We start from the raw sequence: 17,781 nt of genomic DNA on the forward strand, positions 1-17,781 counted from the left end.
CCATTTATCTAAAATACAAACTGCAAATAAAAAAAGCATACTTTCTTTCACTTGTCACATAGTATGATGATAATTCATCATAGTTAATTGAAAGAAACATTTTTTCAATAATATTAGATGAATGTCAGGCATAAAAAGAGTTTATTTTATTTCAAAATTAGGTATCATCTCGCACCTAGTTGAAAGATATAAAACATTTTGTCTGCACTAGATTCTAAAAAGCACCGAGTCAAACGACCGCAAGTCACCAGACTTATTTCTTTTACCCATATCAGAGATGGTAATTCGATATGAGCGTTACTTCCGTAAACCCTGCCGCTAATGCAACCAACGAATATTATCTGACTCGCCAAAGTCAGATGGAATCAAATGTTCGTAGTTATCCACGTAAATTACCGTTAGCGATAGCGAAAGCACAGGGCTGCTGGGTTACAGATGTTGAGGGTACTCAATACCTCGACTGTTTAGCTGGGGCAGGAACATTGGCTTTAGGTCATAATCATCCTGCGGTGATTCAAAGTATTCAAGATACATTGGCAAGTGGCTTGCCTTTGCATACTTTAGACTTAACGACTCCTTTAAAAGATGCTTTTACTGAAGCACTTTTGGCTTACTTGCCAGGCGGTAAAGAAGAATATTGCTTACAGTTCTGTGGACCATCTGGTGCAGATGCAACTGAGGCAGCCATCAAACTGGCAAAAACCTATACAGGTCGTAGCTCAGTGATCAGTTTTTCAGGTGGATACCACGGTATGACTCATGGTTCACTGTCGATGACAGGTAACCTGAGTGCTAAAAATGCCGTGAATGGTCTTATGCCTGGCGTTCAGTTTATGCCTTATCCACATGAATATCGTTGCCCACTTGGTTTAGGTGGTGAAGCGGGTGTTGATGCTTTGACTTACTTCTTTGAAAATTTCATCGAAGATGTTGAAAGTGGTGTAACGAAACCTGCTGCTGTGATTCTTGAAGCAATTCAAGGTGAAGGCGGTGTCGTAACTGCACCTGTTAAGTGGTTACAAAAAATTCGTGAAGTGACTGAAAAGCACAACATCGTTTTAATTTTGGACGAAGTTCAAGCTGGTTTTGCACGTTCAGGTAAAATGTTTGCCTTTGAACATGCAGGTATCGAGCCTGATGTTGTGGTAATGTCAAAAGCTGTAGGTGGTGGTTTACCATTAGCAGTGCTTGGTATTAAGCGTAAGTTTGATGCTTGGCAGCCAGCAGGTCACACGGGTACTTTCCGTGGCAACCAGTTGGCAATGGGTACAGGTTTAATGGTTTTAAAAACTATTTCTGAACAAAACCTAGCTCAAAATGCGCAAGAGCGTGGTGATTTCTTACAAGCTGAATTCAAAAAATTAGCTCAAGAATTCCCATGTATTGGTAATGTGCGTGGTCGTGGTTTGATGATCGGCGTTGAAATCGTTGATGAGCGTAAACCAGCTGACCATATGGGTTCACTACCTGCTGATGCACAATTAGCTGCGGCAATTCAAACGGCTTGTTTCAACAATAAACTTTTACTTGAGAAAGGTGGTCGTAACGGTACGGTAATTCGTTTACTTTGCCCACTTATCATCAATCAAGACGAATGTGTTGAAGTAGTTGCACGCTTCAAAAAAGCGATTGCAGAAGCTTTAAAAGCAGTACGAGGCTAATCCATGGTTGATTTTGCAGAACATCGTAAAGCGTTACTCTGCAATGATGCACAATCCATTGCTGACTATCAGTCAGCAATGGGTGAAGCGGTTAAAGCCGTTTCAGCATGGTTGCAAAATGATAAAATGTACACAGGTGGAAGTATTAAAGATTTGCGAGCAGCAATTTCTTTTCATCCATCGAAAGAAGGTTTAGGTGTACAACAATCATTACAACGTATGGTTGAGCTTTTCCTCAACAAAAGTTTAAAAGTACATCATCCACACTCACTTGCACATTTGCATTGCCCAACCATGGTGATGAGCCAAATTGCGGAAGTGTTAATCAATGCAACCAACCAATCTATGGATTCATGGGATCAAAGCCCAGCGGGTTCATTGATGGAAGTTCAGCTTATTGATTGGTTACGTCAAAAAGTGGGCTATGGTGCAGGTCAAGCAGGTGTATTCACTTCGGGTGGAACACAGTCTAACTTGATGGGTGTATTACTGGCACGTGACTGGTGTATCTCAAAAAACTGGAAAGATGAAAATGGCAAGCCATGGTCGGTTCAGCGCGATGGTATTCCTGCAGAAGCAATGAAAAACGTCAAAGTCATTTGTTCTGAAAATGCACACTTCTCTGTGCAAAAGAACATGGCAATGATGGGCATGGGCTTCCAGTCTGTTGTCACTGTTCCTGTGAATGAAAACGCACAGATGGATGTTGATGCACTGGAAAAAACCATGGCGCATCTTCAGTCTGAAGGCAAAATCGTAGCCTGTGTTGTTGCAACAGCGGGTACGACGGATGCGGGCGCAATTGATCCACTCAAGAAAATCCGTGAAATTACCACGAAATATGGTTCATGGATGCATATTGATGCCGCTTGGGGTGGTGCACTGATTCTTTCCAATGACCATCGTACAATGTTAGATGGAATTGAATTATCAGATTCAATCACGCTTGATTTCCACAAGCATTATTTCCAAAGCATTAGCTGTGGTGCTTTCTTATTAAAAGATGAAGCTAACTATCGCTTTATGCATTATGAAGCGGAGTACTTAAACTCTGCTTATGATGAAGAACATGGTGTACCTAACCTTGTGTCTAAATCTTTACAAACGACTCGTCGTTTTGATGCATTGAAATTGTGGATGACAGTTGAAGCATTAGGTGAAGAGCTTTATGGTTCAATGATCGATCACGGCGTGAAATTAACACGTGAAGTTGCAGACTATATCAAATCAACAGATGGCCTTGAGCTGTTAGTTGAACCACAATTTGCTTCTGTTCTGTTCCGTGTTGTTCCAGAAGGTTATCCAACTGAGTTTATAGATAGTTTGAACCAAAACGTTGCAGATGAATTATTTGCACGTGGTGAGGCGAATATTGGTGTGACTAAAGTTGGTCAGGTTCAATCATTGAAAATGACCACTTTAAGCCCAGTTGCAACGCTTGAAAACGTTCAAAACTTGCTTGCACTTGTGTTGGCAGAAGCCGATCGTATTAAGGATTCGATTGCAGATGGTACCTATACACCGCCGATTGATTAATCGGGTGTTATGTAGAAAAGAAGATCGCTTAGGCGGTCTTTTTTATATTCGATCTGTAATGAGTTGTTTTTAATCATTTTGCTATAAATCATTAGAAACAAGGTGATTATAAAACTGTAGATAATGAGTTAAAAAATAGCCAATAATGCTCTTGTCTACCTTACAGTTATTAACATCATAAAAGCGTCATAAAGTTGTCACCTAATTGTCATATTATCCACTCAAAATGCAATTAAACAAAGTACAACACTTCATTCAGAGCGTTGTAAATCAAATTGCATCAATGAGAGTAAATCGAATGCGCTTAAATCCACGTCACATCGCAATTGCATTAGCTGTATCTGGGGCAACCGTAGTAACGACTGCAAATGCAGCTCGTGATACGATTCAAATTGCTGGCTCATCCACTGTGTTGCCTTATGCAAGTATCGTTGCAGAAGAGTTTGGTAATACTTTCCCACAATTCAAGGCACCCGTTGTTGGTTCGGGTGGTACTTCAGGTGGTTTAAAGCAATTCTGTCAAGGTGTTGGTGATAATACCATCGATATTGCAAATGCTTCACGTAAAATCAAAGATTCAGAGCTTGCTGCATGTAAAAAAGCAGGCGTAAATCAAGTGCAAGAAATCAAAATTGGTTATGACGGTATTGTATTTGCGTCTAACTCACGAAAGGGTGCTTATAACTTAGATCCAGCACATGTATTTACTGCATTGGCTGCACAGCTTCCTTCAGGTGGTAAATTGGTTCCAAACCCATATACACGATGGAACCAAATTGATGATGACTTACCAAATGAACCGATTACCTTAGTTATTCCAGCAACAAACCATGGTACGCGTGAAGTGTTCCAAGAAAAAATGGTTGAAGCGGGTTGTGAATCATTTGCTTATTTCAAAAATTTAGATAAAGAAGAACAGAAAAAAGCATGTTCAAACTTCCGTAAAGATGGTCGTGTGATTGAAATTGCAGGTGATTACACTGAAACACTAGCTCGTTTAAAAACTTCTCCTAATGCAGTAGGCGTATTTGGTTTAGGTTTCTATGATCAAAACCGCGATAAATTACGTGTTGCAACAGTAAATGGTGTATTACCTTCTGAGAAAACTGTTTTAAGTGGTCAATATCCAGTATCTCGTGCACTTTACTTCTATGTGAAAGGCGAACACTTAAAATCAATCAAAGGTTTAGCTCAGTATCCAGAGTTTTTCCTTAACAAGAAAATTTCTGGTAAAGGTTCTAAACTGGAAAAAGCTGGCCTGATTCCTCTAAGCGATAAAGAACGTGCAACAGTTCTAGCTGATTTCAAAGCGGGTAAAACAGTTAAGTAATATTGTTAAAAGGGAGGCTGGTGCGACTTAGGTTCATCAGCCTTTTTTGTCTAACTAAGTTTTTTCAAATCATGAAAATTGAGAAAACGTGGAGATTACATGAATCTGCTACTTATCGGTGTGTTATTAGCCCTTGTGGCAATTGCATATCAAATTGGGCTGAGTAAAAGCCGTAACCTAGCAGGTAAGGGAAATAACTCAGTAACACTACATTCACGTCCAGTTTATTACGGGGCTTTAGTTGCTTTGTGGTGTGGTATTCCTGCTTTTTTAATTTTGATGATTTGGAACTTGGTTGAACCAAGCGTTTTACAACATATTATTTTTAATAATATTCCTTCATCGATTAGCTCAACTTTAGATGAAGCTGGTCGTGATGTTCTTATTGATCGTGTTAAAGCAATTGCTTCAGGATTCGGGGTAACTGATCAAGCCGCTGCTTATGAAGTTGCTGCTGCACAGCAGTTAGCAAAATTCCAAACGATTGGTTCATTTGCAAAATTTGCAGTAGTGATTAGTGCTGCATTGGCGGGTCTTGTTTGGGCTAAACGTCATGTAAGTCAACAATATCGTGCCCGTAACCAAGTTGAAAAAGCTATCAATGTTGCTTTGATCCTTTGTTCTGGGGTAGCGATTCTTACAACTGTTGGTATCGTTCTTTCAATGCTTAGTGAAGCATTACACTTTTTCAAATTTGTAAGTCCTGTTGATTTCTTCTTCGGAACAGAGTGGAACCCTGGCTTTAGTACCACAGGTAATGCCGAAGGTAGCTACGGTATTCTCCCATTAATTTGGGGGACTTTGATGGTGAGTGGTATAGCACTACTCGTTGCTGTACCTGTGGGCTTGATGATTGCGATTTATTTAGCGGAATACGCTTCCTCTCGCTTACGTTCTTGGGCTAAACCAACAATTGAAGTTCTAGCGGGTATTCCGACGATTGTTTACGGTGTGTTTGCACTCATGGTGATTGGCCCATTCTTTAAGATGGTCGGTGAAAGCATCGGTGTGAACATCAACGCAACAAGTGCATTAACTGCTGGTTTTGTCATGGGAATTATGATCATCCCATTTGTCTCATCTTTATCCGACGACATTATTACGCAAGTACCTCGTGCATTGCGAGATGGTTCGCTAGGTTTGGGTGCGACAAAATCTGAAACAATTCGTCAAGTTGTTCTCCCAGCCGCTTTACCAGGTATCACAGGTGCTTTTTTACTTGCCGTTTCTCGTGCAGTTGGTGAGACGATGATCGTGGTCTTAGCCGCTGGGAATAGCCCATTACTGCATGCGAATCCTTTAGAAGCCGTGTCTACAGTTACCGTAACAATCGTTAAGCAATTGACAGGCGATACAGATTTTGCAAGTCCGCAAGCTTTAGTTGCATTTGCCCTAGGTCTGACTTTGTTTGTAATTACTTTGGGTTTAAACATTATTGCACTGTACATCGTGCGCAAATATCGTGAGCAATACGAATGAGTTCATCAAATACATCTCCTCTGGATCAGAACGTATTTGATCCACAAGTGGCTGCTGAACAACGTGAACAGCGCAAAAGAAAAATCCAAAGTTCTTTGGCAAAGCGCCACCGCAAAGAAAAGGCGTTCCGTTTTGCTGGCTTCTCGGCAGTGGTGATTGGCCTTGCATTTGTTGCCTTGCTGTTTGGTAGTATTCTGGCAAAAGGTCTGCCATCTTTCTGGCAAAGCAGCATAACTGTTCCAGTTTATTTTGACCCAGCGATTATTAATGTTGGTGCAAAACCAAAGCAGACGGCAGGTGAAACCCCCGCGCAGTTTGAAGAGCGAATGGTGGCCTGGCAAACTGAAATGGGTATGGTGGACTGGGATGCCCTGATCGTGAATGGCATCGTTTCAAAAGATAAATCGCTTGAAGATCAGCGTGATTATTTAAGTGGCTTGTACACCAGTTCTGAAGCGTACCGTTTACGTGACATGGTGTTAGCAAATCCAGCCCTGATTGGAAGCAAGCAGGAGATTAAGTTTCTGGCTGATGCCAATGTGGATGTCTGGCTAGCTGGAAATATTGACCGTAACCTGCCTGATGACCAGCAACAGCTTGAGCCAGAAGTGCGCCAGCTTGCAGATAAGTTAAAGGCAGAGGGGATTATTGCCAATACGTTCAATACCAATCTGTTCTTTAGCCCAGATTCACGCAGTTCACCTGCGAGCAGTGGTTTGGCTGGGGCATTCATGGGTTCATTGTTCATGATGCTGATTGTCATCATCATCTCGATTCCAATTGGAGTGGCGAGTGCAATCTATCTTGAAGAGTTCGCGCCAAAGAACATGATGACCGACATCATTGAAGTGAACATCAACAACCTGGCAGCAGTTCCATCGATTGTGTTCGGTCTGCTGGGTGCGGCAATCTTTATTGGCTGGATGCAGTTGCCTTTATCTGCGCCACTGGTGGGTGGTTTGGTACTGAGTCTTATGACCTTGCCTACCGTGATTATTACCACGCGCGCCTCATTAAAAGCGGTGCCACCATCGATTCGTCAGGCTGCTCTGGGTCTTGGTGCATCAAAAGTTCAAACCGTTTTTCATCATGTATTGCCACTTGCATTGCCAGGGATTATGACTGGTGCAATCATTGGGATTGCACATGCGCTGGGTGAGACTGCACCATTATTGTTGATTGGTATGAGTGCTTTCGTTGCCAGCATTCCGACTACACCATTGGATCAGGCAACCGCATTGCCAGTACAGGTATATTTATGGCAGGGCAATGAGCTGCGTAATTTCTTTGAAGGGCGTACCGCGGCAGCGATTATTGTGTTACTTGCATTAATGATTGGTTTAAATAGCCTTGCAATTTGGCTTCGTAAGAAATTTGAAGTGCGTTGGTAGTTGAGGAGAGTACAATGAATACGATTGATATTATGAACGCCGTAGAAAAGGATAAATCAGTGAATCCACAGCAAACAGAATTTACCTCATCTGAAGCGCAAGTTCAGCAATCAGGTACTGCATTTGTTTCTCAGTTTGAAACGGCTTCTTCAGGTAAAAAGCCAAAAACCAGTGAAGTGAAAATCAGTACCAAAGATGTTCATGTTTATTATGGTGAGACTGAAGCGATCAAAGGCATTGATCTGGATATTTACCAGAATGAAGTGATTGCGTTCATTGGTCCATCGGGGTGTGGTAAATCAACATTCCTGCGTACCTTAAACCGTATGAATGATACGATTGATAGCTGTCGTGTGACAGGTAAGGTGACACTGGATAATCAGGACATCTATGATCCTAACCTTGACGTGGTATTGCTGCGCGCACAGGTAGGGATGGTGTTCCAGAAGCCAAACCCATTTCCAAAATCAATTTTTGACAATGTTGCCTATGGCCCGAAATTGCATGGCCTGGCACGTGACAAATATGATCTGGAAGAAATTGTTGAAAATAGTCTGCGTAAAGCAGGTCTGTGGGATGAAGTCAAAGACCGATTAAGCCAGCCAGGAACAGGTTTGTCTGGCGGCCAGCAACAGCGTTTATGTATTGCGCGTACCATTGCGGTCAGCCCTGAAGTGATTTTGATGGATGAACCGTGTTCGGCATTAGATCCAATCGCAACAGCTAAGATCGAGGAGCTTATTTCAGAGCTTTCAGAGCAATTCACTATTGCAATCGTGACCCACTCCATGCAACAGGCAGCGCGTGTGTCTGATCGTACCGCTTATTTCCATCTGGGTGACCTGATTGAAGTCAACTCGACTGAGAAAGTGTTTACTCAGCCTGACCATCAATTGACTGAAGCCTATATTACAGGGCGTTTTGGTTGATACCATCCCGTATATATCAAAGGGCCTACGGGCTCTTTTTTTTATGATACAGATGAAAATGAATCTATTTTGCAAAAACGCTATTGAATTTTTATTGAACAGACCACATCTTAGAGGCATAAAGACGAACTCAAGAGCACTTACTTTATGTTATTCCATTTACCTAAATTTCCTGCTGAAATTCGTATTAGCCATTTAAATGCGCGTGTGAATGAACAAAGAAAAAAAATTGCGCAAACAACAGCATCCCGTTTGGAATTATTACAACTGGTTCAGCAGCTTGCCAAAGAAGCCAAGGTTCGTAAGAAAAATGACCAGAAAATCTTCGTTTTAGATTTCAAGGGTGATATTCAGGCCTCTGCAGTCGATACCCTGCGTGAAGAGATTACCCTAATTTTGGCAACCGCCAAAGCTGGACATGACCGTGTGATTGTACGTCTGGAAAGCCCAGGTGGAATGGTGCATGGCTATGGTTTGGCTGCGGCTCAATTGGTTCGTTTACGTGATGCGGGTTTTCATGTGACGATTTGTGTTGATAAGGTTGCTGCCAGTGGCGGCTACATGATGGCATGTATTGCCAATGAAATTGTTTCAGCACCGTTTGCCGTGGTGGGTTCAATTGGTGTGGTTGCACAGGTGCCGAACTTTAACCGTTTATTGAAACAGCATAATGTGGACTTTGAACTGTACACCGCTGGTCAATATAAACGCACCGTAACCATGTTTGGTGAAAATACTGCTGAGGGTAAGGCCAAGTTTGAAGAGGAATTACAGCAGACCCACGTGCTGTTTAAGCACTTTATTGAAAAATACCGCCCACAACTCAACGTTGAAAAGGTTGCAACAGGTGAGCACTGGTATGGTGAAGATGCACGTGCATTAAATCTGGTGGATAAATTACAGACCTCGGATGAATATTTACTCAGTCTTTTGTCACAACATGATGTCTATGTGATCAATACCCGCAAACGCCCAACATTTGGTGAAAAACTGGGTTTGCAGGCGGCACAAATGGCTGAGACCCTGATTCCAACGGTGATGGGAAAAATCGCTGATAGCCTCGCCAAGGCAAACAGCACCTTGGTTCAGATGCGTGACCCTAAGTTTTAATTAATTGATTCTGATTTAAAAAGCACCTGTTCAAGGTGCTTTTCTTTTGCTTCTGCCTAAATAGAGCAGCCCTGTAAGGATTGATCCGATTGTGGCCAGAAACATATCCTTGTGTGCATCCCACATATCTCCCTGCTGTCCATTATAGTTTTCCGCATCTTCAGGCGACAAGCCAATGGATAGTCCCCATTCGAGCAACTCATAGAGCATACTGGAAGCCATCACAAACTGGATCACCAGCAGGAACAAGGTCAATGGTTTTGCGGTAGGAAACCAGACCTGAAAACAACGGAGAAAAAATGGGTAAAGCAATAATCCATAAGCAAAATGCACCAGTCGATCATACATGTTCCGAGACCAGCCCATCACCTGATTCAGGTCAAAATGAAATAGGGACTTTAACCATTCATTGTAAGGCACATAGGAGTACAAATAATGTGCCGCAACAATATGGATGAAAAGAAAAAGCAGGTACAAGCAAAAACTGGAAAAATTGATGCCAATTTTTTTCATGCTGATGATCAGCACAACCAGCATAAACACAGTGCCCACCTGATGCAGGAGATAGGACTCAAGCTCAAGCGGCTGTATGCTGGCAATTGCCACGGCAAGGGCGATGATCCCAAGCGCAATATAATGTTTTAAGCCAAGTTGTTTTTCAATCATGCCACATCCGAGAAGAAAAAATCATCAGGCAGGGTAATTTATCATTGTTCAGTTGAATCTGGTATTAAAGGTGATGCTGCAACACCGCCAAGCGCCTGACAAGCCTGAAGATAGAGCTGGTACTTTTGTTGTACAACTTCATCGAGTGGAATGTCAAACAGATCCTCGCCATTTTTATACTGTTCAATATAGGTGCTGGCTTTGTCCTTGTTTGCGGCAAGTGTCTGTTGATAAAAATTGGTAATGGAGGAAGTCGCAAGCTGACTGGTCTCCACGTTTTTACACTGGAAACGCTGCAAAATTTTTTCAGCACGTTTAACTTCACTTGATTGTCCAAATACACATCCTGTTAATTGGGCAATCACAATCAGCACGAATAAGATCTTCATGATATTTAGAATAAAAATTTTTAAAGATTGTTATTGTATATAGAATTTATTCTGGAAATAAATTAATTATGTTAGGACTTACGCACTATTATTTATAGATTTTCTGTGGCAGCAGATGATTCTTATCGAGAATAAATTCATCAATAAAGTTCTTGATAATTGGTTTAAATAATTTCTTCTGCCAACGATATACATTTTCAAAGATCCGCTCAAACTGGTTCTTTTGTATCTCAACATAGGCCATCAAGGCTGAGAAAATATGATTCAAAATCAGCTTGGATCGTCTTACTTGAAACTTTTCAATATGACAAACCTGTTTAATTACTCGATGATATTGTTCTATTTTCCAATGACTTGAATGTAATTCATAAAAACCATCAAAGGACAATAAATCATCTTCATCTTGATGCACAATATAAAACCTCTGCTGTTCTTTTAACTGAGTCTTAAATAATTGTACAAAGCCAAAATCTTTGAGCCAGACCACTTGACCCTGATGGAAATTCGGCAATAAACGCAGTTGAAACCATTGTCCTTTCTCTGGGGAAACCTTACGGTTACAGTCGATACCAAACATAAATCGAATACCATGTTTTCTTATGGTTTTTAGATTTCCAGTCGATGAATACCAACTATCACCTGTAATAAATTGAATCTTTGCACCCCAACTGAGTACTTCACTTAACATATCCATAAAGTAATCATTCTTGGTTTTACCCTCAGATTTGTCATAAATTCGGAAATTAATTGGAATATTTTGACCATTTTGATCTGTCGCATACAAGGTAATGAGATTAATACCCTTGACGGATCGGTGGTGTTTGCCTGACCAAAAATAGCTAACTAAGTCCATATGCTGACTATACGGTTTATCTAAAACAGTATCATCAATACTGACTATAAGTTTATTATTATCAATATGTTGAATTGCTTCTTGATATAGGTCGTGAGGTGTGTAGTCTTCACGCTCTAGAAAGCGATTTACACTATCATGCGAGATATTATAAGTCTCGGCAAGTTGTGTGCAGCTAATAGAGTTCGGTTCTGTCATGAGAAAGCCCATATAAATGGGTAATGTACAAGTTGCTGTAGAAGCATGTTTAGTTCGTCTGATCACAGATACGTTATAAAGTATTTTAATACTTTTTTGAATCCGTCAATGCGTAAGTCCTATATGTCTAACATAAGCAATTAAATGACTTAAATCGTACGACATAAAATCCAGTTTTGAGATGAAGCGCATATTTTTTTCTATATATTTGATTTTAATCATGTAATATATCTGGGAAAACAAAAATGAAAAATTTATATAACCATCAGTCTGAGGAGCAGAATGTGAAGATACGCAAGGCGGAAAAAAGGGATGTGAATGAGTGTGTTCCATTTGCTTAAACTTTCTGGAACAGGTTATGCTCATTCTTGATCGAATTAATTCAACATGCTATGCGTAGTCAATCAGCACTTTTATCCTGTTTTATTTTATTTTTCTCCTGTATCTGTCATGCAGGGGATTATAATTTTTTTACAGCGGTCAATGATGATGCTGAAGAAATGTTTGACTCAGCCTATCCACAGCAAGAGAAAACAGATTATTCAATTTTGCATAACCTGTTTTTTCAGGGTGAGCGCTGGCGTATTTACAATTATACCGCCTATCAAACCAACCAGTTTAACCATAAAATGCTGACAGGTGACACCAGTAACTTATCTCTGGATGATTTTTCAGTTTCATTGGGATATGGCATCATCTACCAACTGAATCCAACCAACCGAATTGGCTATGAGTACTTGTCCAGCTTTCCATTTGATCGGGGGCAGTTGGTTCGCTTTTTCTGGTTGCGAATATTTTAGACCATCTTTTGATATAAACCTGCACGTACCATACCTGCCTTGGTTTCCTTGATTTTTTGCCAACTGGCTGGAAGTTTTAGCTGTGACAGGTCACGGTCTGCCTCAACATAAATATAGGCGTTCGGATTAATCAATGGTTCAGTCAACTCGGCAAGCTCTTGCCATAAATCAAGGCTGTAGGGTGGATCAAGAAACACTACATCAAAGCCACTGTGTAATTTCACTAATGCCTGCTGCGCGGTTGAGATCATCAACTGACAATTTTCCGCTTTTAATAACTGGATATTATCCTTTAAAAAACGTGCCTGAGTTGGGTTGGGTTCAATCATCACCACTTTTGCTGCGCCACGCGAGAGCGCTTCAAAACCGAGGGCGCCCGAACCACTGCATAGGTCCAGCACCTGTGCATTCTGGATATCCCACATCAGCCAGTTGAACAAGGTCTCACGGACACGGTCAGGGGTTGGCCTTAAACCCTCAATACTGGCAAAGGGCAGGGAACGTCGTTTCCATTCACCCCCAATAATGCGTAATTGGTTCTTCATTATTCAGTGGTTCCATCGGCTGGCTGCGGTGGCGGTGTAACGGCTGGGGCAGGGGTCACCGTAGATGATATTGGCAGTGAGGTTTGCGCCGTTGTTGGTGCAGTGGTATTGCCGCTTGGCAATTCGCTTGGCTTGATGCCTGCTGTCATTAAGCCGCCACTCACCTGATGGTTTGCAGGGCGCAGCGGATTCTTGTTGCGTGTCACTAACCAGTAATCGAAAACTGGGCGCGCCAGTTGCGCTGCGGAACCACCATGCTTACCATTTTCCCATACCACGGCAATCGCAATCTCAGGGTTGTCTGCTGGTGCAAAGCCGACAAATAAACCGTGGTCCCATTGTCTTGAGGATAAGGCCGCTTCATTGTAGCGTTTGCCCTGTGCGATACTCTTGACCTGGGCTGTACCTGTTTTTCCAGCAATTGAATACTGTAGGCCACCTTTAATGCCTCGACCTGTTCCTGTTTGGATGACATCAATCATGGCTGCATGCATATTCAGCCAGTCCTGTTCTGTCCCATTGAACTGAATTTTACCATCAGGGGCATTGTGCACCGTGAATTTTTTTGCACCCTTATTGTCCCGCAACACGTGAGGGGTGACGTGTGACCCTTTGTTCGCTGTAATTGCCGTTGCCATTGCCAGTTGTAATGGTGTTGCGGTAAATGCACCCTGACCAATACTGACCGAAATGGTTTCACCTTTTAGCCACTTGGATTTGCGGGTACGCATTTTCCACTCAGGGCTTGGATATAAGCCACTGCTTTCACTTGGCAGGTCAACACCTGTCTTTTCCCCGAAACCAAACTGGCGCATCCAGTCATTCATTTTTTCGATACCCATGCGGTAAGACAGGATATAGAAATAGGTGTCACAGGAGACCACTTCGGCCTTATGCAGGTTGACCGCACCATGTCCCGTTTTTTTATGGTCACGGAAGCGGTGACTGTCACCAGGTAAGTTGAAATAGCCTGGGTCGGAAATCGCAGTTCCCCAGTCAACCAAACCATAATGAATCCCACCTAGTCCAAACATTGGTTTAATGGTTGAACCAGGAGGATAGACACCCTGAACCGCACGGTTATAAAGTGGCTGGTCTAAATTATCGCGTAAACCACTATAGTCTTTCGAACTAATGCCCGTTACGAATAAATTGGGATTGAAGCTGGGACTGGAAACCAGTGCCAGAATTTCACCAGTACGTGGGTCCATGGCCACAATTGCCCCACGGCGGTCCGCCAATTGTTGTGCCGCGACCATCTGGAGGCCATAGTCAATCGACAAATACAGGTCATTGCCGCGAATCGGCGCCTTTCGTCCCAGGTTGCGCAGGATATTGCCATGTGCATCGGCCTCTACCGATTCGTAGCCTGGGGTACCATGCAATAATTCTTCGTAGCTTTTTTCCACTCCAATTTTACCAATTAGGTTGGTGCCTGCGTATAAATCCTTGTCAATAGATTTCAGTTCTTTATCATTAATACGGCCCACATAACCCAGCACATGCGCGAAAAGCTCTCCATGCGGGTAATAGCGGGTCATTTGTGTTTCAATCTTTACCCCAGGAAAGGCATATTTCACTTCACTGAATTTGGCAATATCCGCTTCATTCAGGTTTAGCTTGATGGCAATCCGCTCAGTTTTCCGTGCCGTTTTCACCCGACTCTTAAAGCGTTCAACGTCTTCTTCCGTTAGGCCCAGTACAGGAATCAGGCGGTTGATTGTGTCATCTATATCGCTGACATCTGCACGGCTGAGCGTGGCGGTAAACACGGGATAGTTATCGGCCAAAAGCACGCCATTGCGGTCATAAATATAACCACGGGCAGGGGCCAGTGGTTGCAGGCGGATTCGGTTCTTGTCGGAGGCGGTGGTGAAGTCGTCATAGTGCACAATCTGCAAATAGGCATAGCGGCAGATCAGGATGAGCAGACAGATCACAACAATAAAGATTGCAAAAAAGATTCGACCCTTGTAAATGCGCTTTTCTTGTTGCATGTTTTTTAAAGGAAAGTGCTGTTTCATACGGTGTCGACTTAATTACAAAATAAAAGAATGGAGCGGTTGGCTATTTTAACGTAAGTTGAATGATCATACTGTAGAATTTTCAGTACTTCATGCAAATGTGGTGCGACACTTTTTGACTTTGCAGACATTAAAATTGTATGGTCTTGTATATTAGGAGCAAAATAATTCTGTTAAAGTCACAAACTGTTTGAAATAGGACACACTCTTAGGGAAAGTGGAGAAAATAATGAAAAGAATTTACCTTTTGCTGGCGGTTTTAACATGTACTGGTTTGGTTCACGCTGAAGAAAATCCATTTAAGCCTGAACCTAAACTAAAGGATGCAAAAGTTTCAACCTGGAATATTGGGGCTGGTGTAACCAAAAAATTATTACACGCCAACCTTGAATGGGTAAATCCATACGGGATTGCTTATGCGAAAGCGGGTGCGTTTTTAAACGATGATAATGAGGCGGGCGGTCAGGTTGGCTTCCGTTATCCATATTACCTGACAGGCACAGATAAAAACGGATATTACGTTGGGCTGTATGCAGGTCATCTGGACAGTAAAAATTATGGTGGAAAAGTAAAGGCGAATTTGGGTGTAGGGGCTGATATGGCCTTTGTGTGGTTGAATAATGAACGGATTAGCACATTCAGTGTGGGTGCGGGCGTACGTGAACCATTGAAAGGGGCAGATGGGAAGACTGTTAAAAAAGCAGAACCTGTGCTTCAGTTTTCATACACCTTAAGTTTTGGTTTGTAGGAGAGTGCAAGCTGTTCATCTATAGGCCATAATGTATCAATAACTTTGAGAGTCATGCATGTTTGATTACGTCAATGAATTGTGGCAGATTTTCTTAAATCGACCTGACCATCTGGCAGTCTTAAGTATCATTCCAGTGACTGCCTTTGTAACATGGGCACACGTGTGGATGGCTTTGAAAATGGTGTTTTACCCAATTAATTTCTGGGGATTCCATTTAGGCCCATTACCTGTAGGTTGGCAAGGGATTGTGCCACGTAAGGCAGGACGTATTTCAGGCATTATTACTGACAATACCCTATCAAAATTAGGTTCATTGCGAGAGTTTCTGGAAGCGATGGACCCTGAGGACATGGCAAACATCATTGGTGAGCAGGTTGGTTTTGAACTTGAACACCTGATTGATGAGGTTATGCTGGAACGCAATGCGGTATTGTGGGAAAACCTGCCTTATTCAATTAAGCGCCGTATTTATGCACAGGCGCATAAACAGTTGCCAAATACCCTAAAGGAACTGGTGACTGAGCTGACCATGAATGTTGAGTCACTGGTTGACATGCGTGAAATGGTGGTGAGCCAGATGGAAGGTGACCGCCGTTTGATGGTGCGGATGTTCCTGAAAGTGGGGCAAAAGGAAATTAACTTTATTTGGCATATCAGTGCGCTGATTGGGATGTTCTTTGGTGTGTTCCAGATGATTGTCTGGTTTGTGGTGCCTTGGCACTGGACTGTTCCGTTCTGGGCCGCCATCTGGGGTTTTCTGACCAACTGGATTGCGATCTGGATGGTGTTCAACCCAATCGAACCCCATTATATCCGCTATCCACAGATTTTCCGTTTAACCAAAGACCGTAAGTTCCCGTGGATTGTGCCTGTGTTGAAGATTGGCACCTATAATGTTCAGGGTGCATTCATGAAGCGTCAGGAAGAAGTTTCTGATGTGTTTGCCAATGTGGTGACCGAAGACCTGATTACCCTAAAATCCATCATGACTGAAATGATGTATGGTAGTAAAAAGGACAAGACCCGCCGTATTGTCAAGCGCCATATCAATGAAATTATGGAAACGCCACTGGTGCGTACATCATTGCAGCTTTCACTTGGCCCTAGGGAATATGCTAGACTCAAGACTGACTTGATTGATCGCTCAATTGAAATTACCATGGGACCTGTATGTGACCCAGCCTTGAACGCCAGCCGCGCACAAAAAATCTTTCAAATGTTTAGGGACCGTATCCGTGAACTAACGCCGAAAGAATTCCAGAATTTATTGCGACCTGCGTTCCAAGAAGATGAGTGGATCCTAATTTTATTGGGTGGTGTAACTGGTTTCATTGCTGGTTTAATCCACTTATTTGTTGCTTTCTTATAATTAATTTGATGTTGGTTGAGCAATAAATCTGTATCATATTGCTCAATTTAAGATTTATTGTTTTTAAATGAGGATGTTCTTTTATGCGCATTATTTTACTCGGACCACCTGGGGCAGGTAAAGGTACTCAAGCTCAGTTGATCTGTAAGCGCTACAATATCCCACAAATTTCAACCGGTGATATGCTCCGCGCTGCAATTCGTGAAGGTACTGAACTAGGCTTAAAGGCGAAAAGCGTCATGGAGTCAGGTGGTTTGGTTTCAGACGAATTGATTATTGGTTTGGTTAAGGAGCGTATTGCCCAGCCTGACTGTGAAAATGGTTGTATTTTTGACGGTTTCCCACGTACGATTCCACAGGCTGAGGCTCTGGAAACTGCGGGTATCAGCATTGACCATGTGATCGAAATTGATGTGCCTGACGAAGAAATCGTTCAGCGTCTTTCTGGTCGTCGTCAGCACCCAGCGTCTGGTCGTATTTACCACCTGGTTTACAATCCGCCAAAAGTGGAAGGTAAGGATGACGAAACAGGTGAGGAGCTGGTACAGCGTCCAGATGATCAGGAAGAGACCATTCGTAAGCGTCTTGCGTCTTACCATAGCGAAACTGAGCAATTGGTTGGTTTCTATCAGGCGCGTGCCGCTTCTGGTGAGAATGCACCGACTTATAATAAGTTGAATGGTCTGCGTGCCATCGATGATGTACAAAAAGACCTGTTTGCGATTCTGGATAAATAACCTGAATTGCGAA

General features: G+C 42.4%; 16 protein-coding genes. 11 read left to right on the top strand and 5 right to left on the bottom strand.

The annotated features are described in order from the left end of the window. The first annotated feature begins 290 nt into the window (after positions 1-290). The 7 genes from F967_RS04950 to sohB all read left to right on the top strand — a co-directional run bounded on the left by F967_RS04950 (position 291) and on the right by sohB (position 9,436). Complete coding sequence (locus F967_RS04950; protein ID WP_004759219.1) at positions 291-1,661, top strand: diaminobutyrate--2-oxoglutarate transaminase; 1,371 nt, start codon at positions 291-293, stop codon at positions 1,659-1,661. A 3-nt stretch (positions 1,662-1,664) separates the two neighbouring features. Continuing rightward, complete coding sequence (locus F967_RS04955) at positions 1,665-3,197, top strand: pyridoxal phosphate-dependent decarboxylase family protein (RefSeq protein ID WP_004755813.1); 1,533 nt, start codon at positions 1,665-1,667, stop codon at positions 3,195-3,197. A gap of 298 nt (positions 3,198-3,495) precedes the next feature. Continuing rightward, positions 3,496-4,527, top strand: a complete 1,032-nt coding sequence (locus tag F967_RS04960; protein ID WP_004681328.1) for a substrate-binding domain-containing protein — start codon at positions 3,496-3,498, stop codon at positions 4,525-4,527. A gap of 99 nt (positions 4,528-4,626) precedes the next feature. Further along, positions 4,627-6,006, top strand: coding sequence for a phosphate ABC transporter permease subunit PstC (gene pstC / locus F967_RS04965; RefSeq protein ID WP_004681327.1), 1,380 nt, complete (start codon positions 4,627-4,629; stop codon positions 6,004-6,006). Further along, complete coding sequence (pstA, locus tag F967_RS04970) at positions 6,003-7,397, top strand: phosphate ABC transporter permease PstA (RefSeq protein ID WP_004798582.1); 1,395 nt, start codon at positions 6,003-6,005, stop codon at positions 7,395-7,397. Before pstC ends, pstA begins: the two co-directional genes overlap by 4 nt. A 14-nt stretch (positions 7,398-7,411) precedes the next feature. Beyond that, positions 7,412-8,326 carry a phosphate ABC transporter ATP-binding protein PstB gene (gene pstB / locus F967_RS04975; RefSeq protein WP_004755804.1) on the top strand — a complete coding sequence of 305 codons (915 nt, stop codon included), beginning with the start codon at positions 7,412-7,414 and terminating at the stop codon, positions 8,324-8,326. Between the two features lie 147 nt (positions 8,327-8,473). Further along, positions 8,474-9,436: a protease SohB gene (gene sohB, locus F967_RS04980; protein WP_004798585.1), complete on the top strand. Its 963-nt coding sequence runs from the start codon at positions 8,474-8,476 to the stop codon at positions 9,434-9,436. A gap of 30 nt (positions 9,437-9,466) precedes the next feature. Here the strand turns inward: sohB and F967_RS04985 are convergent, their stop codons facing one another. The 3 genes from F967_RS04985 to F967_RS04995 all read right to left on the bottom strand — a co-directional run bounded on the left by F967_RS04985 (position 9,467) and on the right by F967_RS04995 (position 11,608). Then, positions 9,467-10,102 carry a DUF2238 domain-containing protein gene (locus F967_RS04985; protein WP_004798588.1) on the bottom strand — a complete coding sequence of 212 codons (636 nt, stop codon included), beginning with the start codon at positions 10,100-10,102 and terminating at the stop codon, positions 9,467-9,469. 41 nt (positions 10,103-10,143) lie between these two features. Beyond that, positions 10,144-10,491 carry a hypothetical protein gene (locus F967_RS04990; protein WP_004681322.1) on the bottom strand — a complete coding sequence of 116 codons (348 nt, stop codon included), beginning with the start codon at positions 10,489-10,491 and terminating at the stop codon, positions 10,144-10,146. Between the two features lie 88 nt (positions 10,492-10,579). Continuing rightward, on the bottom strand, positions 10,580-11,608 hold the full coding sequence (locus F967_RS04995) for an IS701 family transposase (protein ID WP_081399071.1): 1,029 nt from the start codon (positions 11,606-11,608) through the stop codon (positions 10,580-10,582). A 326-nt stretch (positions 11,609-11,934) separates the two neighbouring features. On the opposite strand from F967_RS04995, the gene F967_RS05000 reads away from it, so the two are divergent. Beyond that, on the top strand, positions 11,935-12,342 hold the full coding sequence (locus F967_RS05000; protein WP_004763907.1) for a hypothetical protein: 408 nt from the start codon (positions 11,935-11,937) through the stop codon (positions 12,340-12,342). Here F967_RS05000 and rsmD read toward each other — a convergent pair. Continuing rightward, positions 12,339-12,887, bottom strand: coding sequence for a 16S rRNA (guanine(966)-N(2))-methyltransferase RsmD (gene rsmD, locus F967_RS05005; RefSeq protein ID WP_004755796.1), 549 nt, complete (start codon positions 12,885-12,887; stop codon positions 12,339-12,341). The two genes, F967_RS05000 and rsmD, sit on opposite strands and share 4 nt — an antisense overlap. Next, positions 12,887-14,911 carry a penicillin-binding protein 2 gene (gene mrdA / locus F967_RS05010; protein ID WP_004798594.1) on the bottom strand — a complete coding sequence of 675 codons (2,025 nt, stop codon included), beginning with the start codon at positions 14,909-14,911 and terminating at the stop codon, positions 12,887-12,889. Before mrdA ends, rsmD begins: the two co-directional genes overlap by 1 nt. A 229-nt stretch (positions 14,912-15,140) precedes the next feature. On the opposite strand from mrdA, the gene F967_RS05015 reads away from it, so the two are divergent. The 3 genes from F967_RS05015 (at position 15,141) to adk (ending at position 17,768) form a co-directional block, all read left to right on the top strand. Then, positions 15,141-15,659: a hypothetical protein gene (locus F967_RS05015; RefSeq protein ID WP_004755791.1), complete on the top strand. Its 519-nt coding sequence runs from the start codon at positions 15,141-15,143 to the stop codon at positions 15,657-15,659. 58 nt (positions 15,660-15,717) lie between these two features. Continuing rightward, complete coding sequence (locus tag F967_RS05020) at positions 15,718-17,031, top strand: DUF445 domain-containing protein (RefSeq protein WP_004798596.1); 1,314 nt, start codon at positions 15,718-15,720, stop codon at positions 17,029-17,031. A gap of 83 nt (positions 17,032-17,114) precedes the next feature. Next, on the top strand, positions 17,115-17,768 hold the full coding sequence (adk, locus tag F967_RS05025) for an adenylate kinase (protein WP_004681312.1): 654 nt from the start codon (positions 17,115-17,117) through the stop codon (positions 17,766-17,768). Positions 17,769-17,781: the final 13 nt, after the last annotated feature.

This window comes from Acinetobacter sp. CIP 102637 (genome assembly GCF_000368425.1).
Lineage (GTDB): Bacteria > Pseudomonadota > Gammaproteobacteria > Pseudomonadales > Moraxellaceae > Acinetobacter > Acinetobacter parvus.

Coding starts and splice junctions, on each gene's coding strand:
- F967_RS04950 (WP_004759219.1), top strand. CDS start 291: ATGAGCGTTACTTCCGTAAACCCTGCCGCTAATGCAACCAACGAATAT.
- F967_RS04955 (WP_004755813.1), top strand. CDS start 1,665: ATGGTTGATTTTGCAGAACATCGTAAAGCGTTACTCTGCAATGATGCA.
- F967_RS04960 (WP_004681328.1), top strand. CDS start 3,496: ATGCGCTTAAATCCACGTCACATCGCAATTGCATTAGCTGTATCTGGG.
- pstC (WP_004681327.1), top strand. CDS start 4,627: ATGAATCTGCTACTTATCGGTGTGTTATTAGCCCTTGTGGCAATTGCA.
- pstA (WP_004798582.1), top strand. CDS start 6,003: ATGAGTTCATCAAATACATCTCCTCTGGATCAGAACGTATTTGATCCA.
- pstB (WP_004755804.1), top strand. CDS start 7,412: ATGAATACGATTGATATTATGAACGCCGTAGAAAAGGATAAATCAGTG.
- sohB (WP_004798585.1), top strand. CDS start 8,474: ATGTTATTCCATTTACCTAAATTTCCTGCTGAAATTCGTATTAGCCAT.
- F967_RS04985 (WP_004798588.1), bottom strand. CDS start 10,102: ATGATTGAAAAACAACTTGGCTTAAAACATTATATTGCGCTTGGGATC.
- F967_RS04990 (WP_004681322.1), bottom strand. CDS start 10,491: ATGAAGATCTTATTCGTGCTGATTGTGATTGCCCAATTAACAGGATGT.
- F967_RS05000 (WP_004763907.1), top strand. CDS start 11,935: ATGCGTAGTCAATCAGCACTTTTATCCTGTTTTATTTTATTTTTCTCC.
- rsmD (WP_004755796.1), bottom strand. CDS start 12,887: ATGAAGAACCAATTACGCATTATTGGGGGTGAATGGAAACGACGTTCC.
- mrdA (WP_004798594.1), bottom strand. CDS start 14,911: ATGAAACAGCACTTTCCTTTAAAAAACATGCAACAAGAAAAGCGCATT.
- F967_RS05015 (WP_004755791.1), top strand. CDS start 15,141: ATGAAAAGAATTTACCTTTTGCTGGCGGTTTTAACATGTACTGGTTTG.
- F967_RS05020 (WP_004798596.1), top strand. CDS start 15,718: ATGTTTGATTACGTCAATGAATTGTGGCAGATTTTCTTAAATCGACCT.
- adk (WP_004681312.1), top strand. CDS start 17,115: ATGCGCATTATTTTACTCGGACCACCTGGGGCAGGTAAAGGTACTCAA.